We start from the raw sequence: 12,708 nt of genomic DNA on the forward strand, positions 1-12,708 counted from the left end.
CGCCGACAATTATCCGGCCCGCCGCAGCACCGTCACCGTGTTCACCGCCACGATCACCCCGATCGAGGCCCACGCGACGGCGTCCAGCCGCTGGTCCAGCATCACGAGCCCGACGAGCGCGGCCATTACCGGGTGAACGCTCATGAACGCTCCGAAGAACTGCGCCGGGACTCGCCGCAGCGCCATCAGATCGACGAGAAACGGCAGCGCCGACGACAGCAGCCCGGCGGTGAGCGCCGCCGCGAGCGCGCCCGGAGTCGGCGGGTGGTGCAGCATCGCGAACACCCCGATCGGCACGTAAAGGAGACCGGACACCCCGGCCGCGGCGGCCGAACCCGCCGCACCGGGCAGGCGACGGCCGACGGTCCGGTTCAACAGGATGTAGCAGGCCCAGCACAACGCGGCGACCAGCGCGAGCCCGATCCCGAGGTAGTCGGTGCTCGGCTGCGGCCGCATCAGCGCCCCGACCGCGACCGCGGCGGCCACCGCGCACGCCAGGTCCGTCCGGCGCCGGGAGCCGGCCAGCGCGATCGCCAGCGGGCCGAGGAATTCGAGCGTCACGGCCAGTCCGAGGCCGATCCGGTCGATCGCCGTGTACAGCGACAGGTTCATCGTCGCGAACACCGCGGCCAGACCGAGCACCGGCCACCACTGCCGCGCGGTGAACGTCCGCAACCGCGGCCGCCCGACCGCCAGCAGCACCACCGCCGCCACCCACTGGCGGACCGCCACCACGCCCGGCGGGCCGAGCACCGGGAACGCGAGCGCCGCCGTCGCCGCGCCGACCTGGTTGGACAGCGCGCTGCCGAGCAGCATCGCGGCACCGGCCGCCCGGGTGTTGCCGCGCGTTCGCGGAGCCAGTTCCGTAGTCGCCATGCGGTCGAGCATGGGTCCGGCGGATCCATGCGCAAAATGCATTGACCGCATCAGCGATACGCTGGACGCATGGATCTGGAACTGCGTCAGCTGCGCTGCCTCGTGACGATCGTCGACGCCGGGACGTTCACCGACGCCGCGCTCGAACTCGGCGTCTCGCAGGCGGCCGTGTCGCGGAATTTGGCTTCGCTGGAACGGGTTCTCGGCGTGCAGCTGCTGCACCGCACCAGCCGGAGCCTCGAGCCGACGACAGCTGGCGTTCAAGTGCTCGCCCGCGCCCGGCATCTGCTCGCCGAGGCCGACGATCTCGTCCGCGAAGCGACCACCGGGCACACGCGGCTGCGCCTCGGCCACGCGTGGTCGGCGATGGGCAAGCACACCGCGGAATTCCAGCGCCGCTGGGCCGCGCGGTACCCGGACGTCGAACTGCTGCTCGTGCGCGCCAACACCGCGACCGCCGGACTGGCGGAAGGGCTGGTCGATCTCGCGGTGGTGCGCCATCAGGTGCCCTCGGGCAAGTTCGCGCACGCGACGGTCGGCCACGAGGACCGCTACTGCGCCATGGCCGTCGACGATCCGCTCGTGCGCCGCCGCACCGTCGCGCTCGCCGATCTCGCGTCGCGGTTGCTGGTGGTCGATCCGCGCACTGGCACCACTTCCGCCGACCTGTGGCCGCCGGACGCGCGCCCGCGGATCGAGCCGACGCACGACGTCGACGACTGGCTCGCCACCATCACCACCGGCCGCTGCGTCGGCGTCACCCCGCATTCGACGGTGACGCAGTATCGCCGCGACGGCATCGTGTACCGCCGGGTCCGCGACGCCCCGCCGGTGCCGGTCCAGCTCGCCTGGCGCGCGCACGATCCGCATCCGGCCACGCATGCCGCGGTGGCCCTGCTCGGCGAGCTGTACCGGACGCCGCCGAAACGGGAAAGCGCTTCCGCGCGCCCGCGTTGAGTCCACTGTGGATCTTGAAAGCCGGGACGATCATTTTCCGTTGACGCGGGCGCGCGGGGCGACAATGATGAAGCCGTCCAGCCACGAAAGGAACCACGGAATGCCGCACCGCGACGAATGCATGCACCTGTCGGGCATTCCCGGCTCCGCGCCATGACGTGGCCCGCCACGCCGTGAGCGAGGAGCCGCCCGCCGGACCACCGGCCGGGCGGCTTTTGCGTTCACGGCCCGTTTCGCCTGTGGAAAGGAGGTGCCCGTCGCCATGGGAGTCCTGGTTCTCAACGCCGGCTACGAGCCCCTGCACACCGTCTCGCTCCCCCATGCCATCCGGATGCTGGTCCGCCAGGTCGCGGTCGTCCACGAAAGCGACGGGCCGGACCTCGGAGTCTTCCCGCGGCCGAAGGTGGTGCGGCTGCTGCGCTACGTCGTGATGAAATGGCGGTATTCCGGGCCGCCGCGCTGGTCGCGTTCCGGCGTGCTGCGGCGCGACCGGCACACGTGCGCCTACTGCGGGCGCCGGGCCACCACGGTCGACCACATCACGCCGGTGTCGCGCGGCGGCCCGCGCACGAGCTGGCTCAACACCGTCGCCGCGTGCGGCGGGTCGGCGCGCAGCTGCAACGCGCGCAAGGCCGACCGCACACTCGCGGAGGCCGGGCTGACGCTCCGGTTCCCGCCGCGCGTCCCGCGGTGGGAGGAGCTGCATCCGCTGGCCGGACTGTCCACTTGAGACTCGCGCTAAGCTGGACCTCGTGAAGGGCTTGCTGCTGCGGTTGTCCGCGGTCGATTCCGGCGCGGAAACGGCGGTGCGCGTCATCGCGTATTTCGACGAGCTGATCGCCCGCCGTGCGACGCTGCCGGATTTGCTGCGCGCCACGGCTTTTCTTGCCGAATGCGTAGCCGGGATTCGCTGTGTCGACGGAACCGTACTGCGGTTCCGCCCGACCGGCGAACCCGGCGGCGACGGCCCAGTGCCGCCCGGCGCCGTCGTGGTGGATCTCGACGGCGCCGGGCGCGTGTGGCTGGAACGCGCGGGCGAACCCGGCCCGCTCGACGTCCTGGTGCTCGAACGGCTCGCGATCTCGGCGAAGGTGCTCAATCCCGTCGAACCGCAGCCCGCCGCACCGCATCTGGCCGACCCGGCGCTGGTCGAACTAGTGCTGGGCGAGCAAGCGGCGGACGAGGACCGGACACGGGCGCTGACCCTGCTCGGCCTGGACACCACACGCCCGCTGCGAGTGGTGGCAGTCGCTTCAGGCCCCGGCCGCGATGCCGGCGCGGACGCCGTCGCCCTCGTCGCCCGCGGCGGCCCGCTCGGCGCGCGGGTGGCCGTCGTCGGCGGGGTGGCCGCAGTGGTGCTGCAGCCGCGCGAAGGCCCCGATTCGGTGGTTCCGACTCTGCGCGAGACGCTGGCGTTGCGGGCCAAGGACCGCACGCTTCCAGACACCGTCCGGGTCGGAGTCGGCGACGCCGTCGACGGTTTGGCGGCCCGGAGTTCGTGGCTGCAAGCCCGCCTGGCCAAACGATTCGCGGCGAAGTCGCGACCGCTGATCGTGCACGAGGACCTCGGCGCGGTGACGCTGCTGGCAGAGATCCCGGCGGAGCGGTTGTGCGCGCAGCCGGACGTGCTGGCGCTGAACGCGCTCGCCGGGAGCGGTGACCTGGAAACGCTGGAAGCCTTCTGCCGCACCGGTTCCCTGCGCCAGGCCGCGATCGCGTTGCACCGGCACCACAGCTCGGTGGCGGCGCGGCTGGCGCAGGTGGAGGACGCGCTGGGGTGGACCCTGGACGATCCGGCGGGACGATTCCGGGCGCGGCTGGCGTTGGCGGCGCGGAGGTTGGCGGAATCCGCTTGAGGGGCAGCGGTTCCGCTCGCCAAGAAGCGCGGCCAGGCCCCTAGAAGCCTGGCCGGAATCAGCCTGAGACAGGCGATTCCGGCCGACACTCCCGAACGCCCGGACTCAGCCCGCCTCGACCCCCAGCACCCGGGCCAGCACCGCCAGTCGCTCCGCGGTCTCCCGGCGGCTCACCGTCGCGTGCCGGAGCACCGCCGAGCCGTGGAAGGTGCCCGGGAACAAATGCAGTTCCGCAGGCACCCCAGCCGCCAAAAGGGACTGGGCGTAAGCGATTCCCTCGTCCCGCAGCGGGTCGAACTCCATCACCGACACGTACGCGGGCGGCAAGCCCGAGAGATCGGCCGCCCGGGCCGGCGCCGCGTAAACCGGGACGTCCGGGCCGCCGCGTTTGCCCGGGCCGCCCAGGTAGTAGTCCCAGCTCGCCTCGGCGGCGCCCCGGTGCCAGATCGGGGTGTCCGCGAACTGGCGCATGCTGCCGGTCTCGAGGCGGTCGTCCAGTTCCGGCACGGAGAGGAACTGGAACGCGATCGCCGGACCGCCCCGGTCGCGGGCCAGCAGCGCCAGTGCCGCGGCCAGTCCGCCGCCCGCGCTCACGCCGTGGAGGACCACCTTTTCCGGGTCGACGCCCAGTTCGTCAGCGTGCTTGACCGACCACTCGAGCGCCGCGTAGCAGTCCTCCAGCCCGGCCGGGTACGGGTTTTCCGGCGCGAGCCGGTACTCGACCGACACGACCACGACGCCGAGTTCCCGCGCCAGTTCGACATTGCTCGCGTGGTCGACTTCCAGGTCGCCGAGCGCGAAACCGCCGCCGTGGATGTCGAACAGCAGCGCCTTCGTCGCGACGCGATCCGGCGTGTAAACGCGGACCGGGACGTCCGGCGCACCCTCCGGACCGGGCACGGCCTCGTCGCGCGTGGTCACGCCGGTGTCGTCGAACTCGCCTCGCATCGAGGCGATCAGCTCGGCCATGCCCGCTCGCGAAGCGGCCACGTCGCGGAAGTCGGTCTCGGGCAGCATCGGGATCGCGGCGGCGATTTCGGGATCGAACGGATAACTCATCAACGGCCTCCGTCTTCCAGGTGAAGACTCCATCGTGCCGAAATCCCGGCCCCGGCAGGCACCGCCACGTGTCGCGTACCGCGTGGGGTCAACCCGCCGAACGGCGAGCCCCCGGCAAGACGCCCCAGGCCGCCTCCCGGATCCAGCCGCCGCGAGGAGCCCTCAGCGCCCCACCTTCTTCCAGATCACCACCGCCCCGAGCACCGCCACCAGCACCGCGCCCAGCACGATCAGCCCCTTCACCAGCAGATCGTGCACGAGGTGCTGCAGCATCCCGTCCCCGTCGGCGAGCAGCACCGCGTTCACCGGCCGGACCGCTTCCGGCCCGGGTCCTCGTCCAGCCACCGCGCGGCCTGGCGCACGACCTCGCCGCCGACGCGTCCGCGCATTCCCCGCGCCCCGCGCCGGTCCATCGCCCGCGCGGCGGTTTTCGCGAGCGTCGCCGCGCCTTCCCGCACGCGCTCCCCCTTGCCCCGCCGCCGCAGCGAAACGATCAGTGCGAAACCGGCCAGGCCGACGACCACGACGATCGCGGCGATGATGCCGAACCGGATCAGCAGGACGTTCAGCACCGTCTCCACGGCACACCCCTTTCTGTCACACCTGTGATACAAACCGTTTCTATCACGTCTGTGATATAAAAGTCCAGTGCCTAGAGTGGTGGACGGGGAAGAGCGGCGCGCGCACATCGCCGACGCGGTGCTGCGGCTGGCCGCGAAAGACGGGCTGCACGCGGTCTCGCTGCGCGCGGTCGCCGCGGAATCAGGTCTGAACATCGGCTCGGTGCGGCATTACTTCGACAGCCAGCACGCGCTGATGCGGTTCGCGATGCGCACCACCATCGACCGGACGACCGCGCGGCTCGTCGAACGCCGCGAGAAGACGGGGTCGCTGTCGGAGCTGTCGCCGGAGGAGGCCGTCGACCAGCTCGCCGAATTCCTGTCCGAGCTGCTGCCGCTGGACGAGCGCCGGCGCACCGAAGTGACCGTGCTGGTGGAATTCCTGATGGCCGCGCGCGCCGACCCGGGCCTGGACGACCTGGCCAGGGAAGCGGTTCAAGGCACCGTGGCGCTGGCCCGCCGCATTCTCGACGCGCAGGCCCGCAGCGGCCGGTTCGAGCCGAAGGACCCCGAAGTCGAGGCGCCCAGGCTGGCCGCGCTCATCGACGGGATCGCGTTCCGGGCCGTGCTGCAGCCGGAACTCACCTCGGCCGACGAGTGTCTCGCCGTCCTTCGCGCGCACCTCGCCGAACTCGTCCGACCGGTGGGTGACACCCAGGTGTGAGCGCCGGGAAGACGGGGTAACCGGCGGAACTGGAGCGGTTCCAGATCCCGGGGAGGACTCCGATGCCGGACTCGGCGGCGACGCTGCGGGCGGCGGGCCTGCGCGTCACCAAGCCGCGGCAAGCCGTGCTCGGCTGGCTCGGCGAGCACCCGCACGCGACCGTCGAGGCGATCGCGGCGGGGGTGCGCGAGAGCCTCGGCAGAGTGTCGATCCAGGCGGTCTACGACGTGCTCGCCGCGTGCGGCGACGCGGGTCTCGTCCGCCGGATCGAGCTGTCCGGGCATCCGGCGCGGTTCGAACGGCGGACCGGCGACAACCACCACCACCTGGTGTGCCGCCGCTGCGGCCGGGCCGAGGACGTCGACTGCGTCCTCGGCGAGGCCCCCTGCCTCACGCCGCACGACCGGCGCGGGTTCGCCGTGGACGAGGCCGAGATCGTCTTCTGGGGTCTGTGCCCCGACTGCTCCGGCGTTTCCGACCACCACGAGGAGTTCGCGAGATGACCGAAGAACCGAAACCCCCGGCGACCACGACGGACGCCGGCATCCCGGCCGAGAGCGACGAGCATTCGCTCACCGTCGGCCCGGGCGGCCCGATCCTGCTGCAGGACCACTATCTGATCGAGCAGATGGCGCAGTTCAACCGGGAACGGGTGCCGGAACGGCAGCCGCACGCGAAGGGCAGCGGCGCGTTCGGGCACTTCGAGGTGACCAACGACGTCAGCCGCTTCACCAAGGCCGCGGTGTTCCAGCCGGGCGCGAAAACCGAGATGGCCGCCCGGTTCTCCACCGTGGCGGGCGAGCGCGGCAGCCCGGACACCTGGCGCGACCCGCGCGGGTTCGCGCTGAAGTTCTACACGACCGAGGGCAACTACGACCTCGTCGGCAACAACACCCCGGTGTTCTTCATCAAGGACCCGCTGAAGTTCCAGCACTTCATCCGGTCGCAGAAGCGCCGCGCGGACAGCAACCTGCGCGACCACGACATGCAGTGGGACTTCTGGACGCTCTCCCCCGAATCGGCGCACCAGGTCACCTGGCTGATGGGCGACCGGGGAATCCCGCGCACGTGGCGGCACATGAACGGCTACAGCTCGCACACCTACATGTGGGTCAACGCCTCCGGCGAGAAGTTCTGGGTCAAGTACCACTTCAAGACCGACCAGGGCGTCGAGCACTTCACCCAGCACGAGGCCGACCAGATGGCGTCCGCGGACACCGACTACCACACCCGCGACCTGTTCGAGGCGATCGCGCGCGGCGACCACCCGAGCTGGACGCTGCACGTCCAGGTCATGCCGTTCGAGGACGCGAAGAACTACCGCTTCAACCCGTTCGACCTGACGAAGGTGTGGCCGCACGGCGACTACCCGCTGATCGAGGTCGGGAAGATGACGCTCGACCGCAACCCGACCGACCACCACGCCGAGATCGAGCAGGCCGCGTTCGAGCCGAACAACCTGGTGCCCGGCATCGGCCCGAGCCCGGACCGGATGCTGCTGGGCAGGCTCTTCGCCTACGCCGACGCACACCGGTACCGGATCGGCGCGAACTACAAGCAGCTGCCGGTCAACGCGCCGACCTCGCCGGTGCACAGCTACAGCAAGGACGGCGCCATGCGCTACGCCAAGGTCTCCGACCCGGTGTACGCACCGAACTCCAAGGGCGGCCCGCGTGCCGGCACAGAGCGCTACGGCACCCCCGCGGGCTGGCATTCCGACGGCGAGATGGTCCGGTCGGCCTACGTCGACCACGCCGAGGACGACGACTGGGGCCAGGCCGGCACGATGGTGCGCGACGTCCTGAACGACGCCGAGCGCGAGCGGCTGGTGGACAACATCGTCGGGCACCTGCTGAACGGGGTGACCGAACCGGTGCTGAAGCGGGCTTTCGAGTACTGGCACAACGTGGACAAGGATCTCGGCGGCCGCGTCGAGTCCGGCGTGCGCGCGAAGCAGAACGAGAAGGACCCGAAGGCGGCGGAGCAGGCCAACCCGGCACGGGAAAGCATGCAGCGCAAGGCATGAGGCGATCCCACGAGCGGCGGTGCCGGTTCTCCCCGGCGCCGCCGCTTTTGTGTCCTCTGTGGACGGCCGGAAAACCGTGCGGCGATTCGCGGCGGTCTGGGTAGAGTGCCGGGACATGGGGCATTTGGAGGCCGCGCACCTGCGCTACGTGCTGCCCGACGGGCGTCCGCTGCTCGGCGACGTCTCGTTCCGGGTCGGCGAGGGCGCGGTCGTCGCGCTGGTCGGCCCCAACGGGGCAGGAAAAACTACTTTGCTGCGGCTGCTGTCGGGCGAGCTGAAGCCGGACGAGGGCGCGGTCACGGTGACCGGCGGGCTGGGCGTCATGGCGCAGTTCGTCGGGTCGGTCCGCGACGAGCGCACGGTGCGGGATCTGCTGGTTTCCGTTGCCCCGCAACGGGTCCGCGACGCGGCCATGGCGGTCGACGCGGCCGAGGAGCGGTTGCTGGAGGTCGACGACGAGGCCGCGCAAATGCGGTACGCGCAGGCGCTCAGCGACTGGGCCGAAGCCCGCGGCTACGAGTCCGAGACGACTTGGGACATGTGCACCACCGAGGCGCTCGGCGTGCCGTTCGACCGCGCGCGCTGGCGGCTGGTGCGCACGCTCAGCGGCGGCGAGCAGAAACGCCTGGTGCTGGAAGCGTTGCTGCGCGGGCCGGACGAGGTGCTGCTGCTGGACGAGCCGGACAACTATCTCGATGTGCCCGGCAAACGCTGGCTCGAAGCCCGGCTGAAGGAAACCCGCAAAACCGTCCTGTTCGTGTCGCACGACCGCGAGTTGCTCGCGCGAGCGGCGGACAAGATCGTGAGCGTCGAGCCCGGCGGCGACGGCGCGGACGCGTGGGTGCACGGCGGCGGTTTCGGCACGTATCACGAGGCGCGGCAGGAACGGTTCGCCCGCTACGACGAACTGCGCCGGCGCTGGGACGAGAAACACGCCCAGCTCAAACGGCTCGTCCGGGACATGCAGCAGTACGCCGCGCGCAGCGACGAGATGGCGTCGCGGTACAAGGCGGCGCAGACCCGGCTCCGGAAATTCGAGGAGGCCGGTCCCCCGCCGGAACCGCCGCGGCCGCAGGACATCCGGATGCGGCTGCGCGGCGGCCGCACCGGCGTGCGCGCGGTGACCTGCGCGAACCTGGAGCTCACCGGGCTGATGAAGCCGTTCTCGCTGGAGATCTTCTTCGGCGAGCGCGTCGCGGTGCTGGGTTCGAACGGCTCCGGGAAGTCGCACTTCCTGCGCCTGCTCGCGGGCGGCGACGTCGCGCACACTGGCGACTGGAAGACCGGCGCACGCGTCGTGCCCGGCCATTTCGCGCAGACGCACGCCCGCCCGGAGCTCACCGGCCGCACGCTCGTCGACGTGCTGTGGACGGAGCACGCGGCCGATCGCGGCGCGGCGATGTCGGCACTGCGCCGGTACGAACTGCACCGCCAGGGCGAGCAGGCATTCGACCGATTGTCCGGCGGACAGCAGGCGCGGTTCCAGATCCTGTTGCTGGAACTGGCCGGAACCACCGCGCTGCTGCTGGACGAGCCGACGGACAACCTCGACCTGGAATCGGCCGAGGCGCTGCAGGACGGGCTGGAGTCCTACGAGGGCACGGTGCTCGCAGTCACCCACGACCGCTGGTTCGCCCGCTCATTCGACCGCTACCTCGTCTTCGGCTCGGACGGCGTAGTCCGCGAAACCCCGGAACCCGTCTGGGACGAACGCCGGGTCGAACGCGTCCGCTAACCCTTGCGCAGCAACACATCCAGCTCACGCACCAACTCACCTGCCCGCCCGCGACCGCCCGGTGCCTCCGGATACCGCGACAGCACCCGGACGACCACCGGATCGGCGCCCGGGTGCTGCGCCGCCATCCCCGCCAGCTCGAACGCGTACGCCGCATGGCCGGCTGGGCCGAGGATGTGCCACACCTGCGTCGCCTTCGCGAGCGGATGCAGAAACGCCGCCCCAGCAGCGGCGACAGCAGCTCGCGCGGCCTCGCTCGCTGCGGTCTGGCCAGCGTCGCGGGTTTCCTGATACGCCCGTTGCGCCGCCCACGCGCTGTCCCGGATTGCCTTGCCGCGCTTGGCTCCTTGCGCGAACGCCCGCGCCGCCTCGATCGCGTCGTGCGGGCGTCGGTCGTCCGGACGGGCTTGTTCGAAGATCGGCAGCGCGGGCTCAGCGCAGGCCACCGCGTAGGCAGTGACGGCGCGAAGCTCGGACAGGTCGAGTGCGATCCGCTCGCTCATGTGCTTGAACAGTATCGTTGAACCGCCGGTTGGCACTTGCCTCAGACTTCCGGCAGGAATGTCGGGCGAAACTCTCAACCGGGGAAGGACGGCGGTGGACGAGCGGAAGGCGTGGTCCGAAGCCGAGAAGGCGGCCTACCGCCGGTTCGTGCGCACCCACCACCCGGACGTCGGCGGCGACCCGGCCGAGTTCGCCGCCGGACTCCGGGAATTCCGGCGCGGCCCGCGAAACGAAACCGCCGCGCGGGCCGAGGGCCCACGCGGCGAATCCGTGGTGTTCGTGCGCCGGAGCCGAGGGGTGTCCCGGATCTTCGCCGTCCTTGCCGCGCGCAGGCGGCGGAAGCGGAACCCGCGCGTGCGCTAGCGCGTCACATCCCGCCGGTCAGCGCCTGCAATCCGAGGCTGGACGCGGCGACCGCGATCCACAGGATGGCGCCCATCAGCAGCGGCTTGTGTCCCGCCTTGCGCAGGTCGGACGGCTTGAGCGTCAGGCCGATCCCGGCGAGCGCCATGGTGATCAGGAAGGTGCCGAGCGTCGACAGCGGCGCGTGCCACGATTCCGGGATCCAGCCCATGCTCTCCACCGTGGCGGCGGCGAGGAAGCCGATCAGGAACGGCGGCACCAGCCGGTGCCAAGGCATGGCGCGCAAGGAAACCCGGCCGCCGCCTGCCTGCTTGCGCGCGGCGAGCACGGCGAGGAACAGCACGATCGGAATCAGCGTGAGCGTGCGGGTGAGCTTCACGACGAGACCGTACGAGCCAGCGTCACCGCCGTAAGCGTAGGAAGCCGCGACGACGGAAGACGTGTCGTTCACTGCGGTTCCGGCCCACAGGCCGAAGGCGTGCGGCGACATCCCGAGCGCGTGCCCGAGCGGCGGGAACAGCAGGACCGCGGCGACGTTGAAGGTGAAGATCGTGCCGAGCGCGTAAGCGATATTGGCTTCCTTCGGCTTCAGCACCGCGCTGGTCGCCGCGATCGCGGACGCACCGCAAATGCCGGTGCCGACGCCGATCAGCGTCTGCGTGTCCCCGCGGACGCCGAGCAGCCGGCCGAGCACCCACGCGCCGCCGAGCGCGACCGCGAGCGTGCCGAGCATCACCGGCAGCGACTGGCCGCCGACGTGCACCACCTGCTGGATCGACAGTCCCGTGCCCAGCACGACGATCGACAGCTGCAGCACCGGCCGCGACGCGATGGCGTACCCCGGGCTGAACCGCCAGCTCCGCAGCGACGGCACGACCGCCCCGGCGACCGCGCCGAGCAGGATCGCGAGCACCGGCCCGCCGACCACCGGCACCAGCTTCCCGCCCGCCGTCGCCACCGCCGCGACCAGCAGCGCGACCGCGAGCCCCGGCACCGGGCGGGCGAGCTTGGCCCGCCACTGCACCGTCGCGCGCGTCGCTCCCAGCGCCGCGCCGGTCACCGGTTCACTCCTGTGCGCACTCTGGCCTCCTCGGTAATGTACGTACATTTAATCTAAGAGCTGTCCGTACATTTGGCAAGCGGTACTGTTCCCGGCATGGGCGAGGCAGAGCTGGTGCGCACCGGCGGACAGCCCCTGTGGCGGCAGTTGCAGCAGCGGCTGCTGGTGCGCATCCGCGCCGGGGAGTTCGACGGCGCGTTCCCCGGGGAACTGGCGCTCGCCGACGAATACAGCGTCAGCAGGCAGACGGTCCGGCAGGCGCTGCGGGAACTGCGCGCGGACGGCACGCTCATCGCCGAACGCGGACGCCAGCCCCGCGTCGCCGCGGCCGCCGAGATCCAGCAGCCGCTCGGCGCGCTCTACAGCCTGTTCGCCGCGGTCGAGGAGGCCGGGCTCGACCAGCACAGCGTCGTCCGCCGGCTCGACATCCGCGCGGACGCGGTGGTCGCCGAGCGGCTGTCGCTCGAGGGCTCCACTCCCCTGCTGTACCTGGAACGCGTGCGGCTGGCCGGAAACGACCCGCTGGCCGTCGACCGGGTGTGGCTGCCCGCCGACCTCGCGCGGCCGCTGCTGGACGCGGATTTCCAGCACACCAGCCTGTACGGCGAACTCCACCGCCGCACCGGCGTCCGCCTCGACCACGGCGAGGAGCAGATCCGCGCGGTCGTGCCGACCCGGGCCGAACGCACCCTGCTGGGCTGCGGCGAAACCGTCGGCGCGTTCTCCATCGGACGCCTGGGCACCAGCGCGGGCAAACGCATCGAATGGCGGCACACCCTGGTGCGCGGTGACCGGTTCGCGCTGACCGCGGAGTTCTCCGGGCGCACCGGGTACCGCTTGGTCACGACGGGGGCACTTGCCGGAACCCGCTGACCGAGCAGCGCTCCGCGTGCGAGAACTTCCGTGAGGGGAACCCTCACGGAATCAGAGTCTGAACTGGCCCCCGAAAGTTGGACTGGCTGAGTAAAGGTTAGGCGGCGGGGGTCTG

The 12,708-nt window shown here is 71.3% G+C and carries 15 protein-coding genes; 9 read left to right on the plus strand and 6 right to left on the minus strand.

Annotation, left to right across the window (positions count from 1 at the left end; genetic code table 11):
* Positions 1-9 precede the first annotated feature (9 nt).
* Positions 10-876 carry an EamA family transporter gene (locus ACFORO_RS41295; protein WP_377875564.1) on the minus strand — a complete coding sequence of 289 codons (867 nt, stop codon included), beginning with the start codon at positions 874-876 and terminating at the stop codon, positions 10-12.
* Positions 877-945: 69 nt separating this feature from the next.
* Between ACFORO_RS41295 and ACFORO_RS41300 the strand changes: the two genes are divergently transcribed.
* The 3 genes from ACFORO_RS41300 (at position 946) to ACFORO_RS41310 (ending at position 3,689) form a co-directional block, all read left to right on the plus strand.
* Complete coding sequence (locus ACFORO_RS41300; protein WP_377875566.1) at positions 946-1,833, plus strand: LysR family transcriptional regulator; 888 nt, start codon at positions 946-948, stop codon at positions 1,831-1,833.
* Positions 1,834-2,095: 262 nt separating this feature from the next.
* Positions 2,096-2,563, plus strand: a complete 468-nt coding sequence (locus ACFORO_RS41305; RefSeq protein ID WP_354744474.1) for an HNH endonuclease — start codon at positions 2,096-2,098, stop codon at positions 2,561-2,563.
* Between the two features lie 22 nt (positions 2,564-2,585).
* A complete protein-coding gene (locus ACFORO_RS41310; protein ID WP_377875569.1) occupies positions 2,586-3,689 on the plus strand; it encodes a helix-turn-helix domain-containing protein in 1,104 nt (367 codons plus the stop codon).
* A gap of 105 nt (positions 3,690-3,794) precedes the next feature.
* On the opposite strand, the gene ACFORO_RS41315 is transcribed toward ACFORO_RS41310, so the two are convergent.
* The 3 genes from ACFORO_RS41315 to ACFORO_RS41325 form a co-directional block, all read right to left on the minus strand.
* On the minus strand, positions 3,795-4,748 hold the full coding sequence (locus ACFORO_RS41315; RefSeq protein ID WP_377875571.1) for an alpha/beta hydrolase: 954 nt from the start codon (positions 4,746-4,748) through the stop codon (positions 3,795-3,797).
* 162 nt (positions 4,749-4,910) lie between these two features.
* Positions 4,911-5,054, minus strand: coding sequence for a hypothetical protein (locus ACFORO_RS41320; protein ID WP_377875573.1), 144 nt, complete (start codon positions 5,052-5,054; stop codon positions 4,911-4,913).
* Positions 5,051-5,329, minus strand: a complete 279-nt coding sequence (locus ACFORO_RS41325) for a hypothetical protein (protein WP_377875575.1) — start codon at positions 5,327-5,329, stop codon at positions 5,051-5,053. Before ACFORO_RS41325 ends, ACFORO_RS41320 begins: the two co-directional genes overlap by 4 nt.
* 67 nt (positions 5,330-5,396) lie before the next feature.
* Between ACFORO_RS41325 and ACFORO_RS41330 the strand changes: the two genes are divergently transcribed.
* The 4 genes from ACFORO_RS41330 to ACFORO_RS41345 all read left to right on the plus strand — a co-directional run bounded on the left by ACFORO_RS41330 (position 5,397) and on the right by ACFORO_RS41345 (position 9,793).
* The gene (locus tag ACFORO_RS41330; protein WP_377875577.1) at positions 5,397-6,032 is read left to right on the plus strand and encodes a TetR/AcrR family transcriptional regulator; all 636 of its coding nucleotides are present in this window, start codon (positions 5,397-5,399) and stop codon (positions 6,030-6,032) included.
* Positions 6,033-6,094: 62 nt separating this feature from the next.
* A complete protein-coding gene (locus tag ACFORO_RS41335; RefSeq protein ID WP_354744485.1) occupies positions 6,095-6,535 on the plus strand; it encodes a Fur family transcriptional regulator in 441 nt (146 codons plus the stop codon).
* Entirely contained in the window at positions 6,532-8,058 is a 1,527-nt protein-coding gene (locus ACFORO_RS41340; RefSeq protein ID WP_377875580.1) for a catalase, read from the plus strand. Before ACFORO_RS41335 ends, ACFORO_RS41340 begins: the two co-directional genes overlap by 4 nt.
* 115 nt (positions 8,059-8,173) lie before the next feature.
* On the plus strand, positions 8,174-9,793 hold the full coding sequence (locus ACFORO_RS41345; RefSeq protein ID WP_377875582.1) for an ABC-F family ATP-binding cassette domain-containing protein: 1,620 nt from the start codon (positions 8,174-8,176) through the stop codon (positions 9,791-9,793).
* On the opposite strand, the gene ACFORO_RS41350 is transcribed toward ACFORO_RS41345, so the two are convergent.
* On the minus strand, positions 9,790-10,296 hold the full coding sequence (locus ACFORO_RS41350) for a putative immunity protein (protein ID WP_354744491.1): 507 nt from the start codon (positions 10,294-10,296) through the stop codon (positions 9,790-9,792). The genes ACFORO_RS41345 and ACFORO_RS41350 overlap by 4 nt on opposite strands.
* A gap of 94 nt (positions 10,297-10,390) precedes the next feature.
* On the opposite strand from ACFORO_RS41350, the gene ACFORO_RS41355 reads away from it, so the two are divergent.
* Positions 10,391-10,660, plus strand: a complete 270-nt coding sequence (locus tag ACFORO_RS41355) for a hypothetical protein (protein ID WP_377896752.1) — start codon at positions 10,391-10,393, stop codon at positions 10,658-10,660.
* A 4-nt stretch (positions 10,661-10,664) separates the two neighbouring features.
* Here ACFORO_RS41355 and ACFORO_RS41360 read toward each other — a convergent pair whose 3' ends face one another.
* Positions 10,665-11,720 (minus strand): YeiH family protein, encoded by a 1,056-nt coding sequence (locus tag ACFORO_RS41360; protein WP_377875586.1) that lies wholly within the window; start codon positions 11,718-11,720, stop codon positions 10,665-10,667.
* A 96-nt stretch (positions 11,721-11,816) separates the two neighbouring features.
* Here ACFORO_RS41360 and ACFORO_RS41365 point away from each other — a divergent pair, with 96 nt between their 5' ends.
* Positions 11,817-12,593: a GntR family transcriptional regulator gene (locus ACFORO_RS41365; protein ID WP_354744497.1), complete on the plus strand. Its 777-nt coding sequence runs from the start codon at positions 11,817-11,819 to the stop codon at positions 12,591-12,593.
* The last annotated feature ends 115 nt before the right edge of the window (positions 12,594-12,708 follow it).

This window comes from Amycolatopsis halotolerans, assembly GCF_042647905.1.
Lineage (GTDB): Bacteria > Actinomycetota > Actinomycetes > Mycobacteriales > Pseudonocardiaceae > Amycolatopsis > Amycolatopsis halotolerans.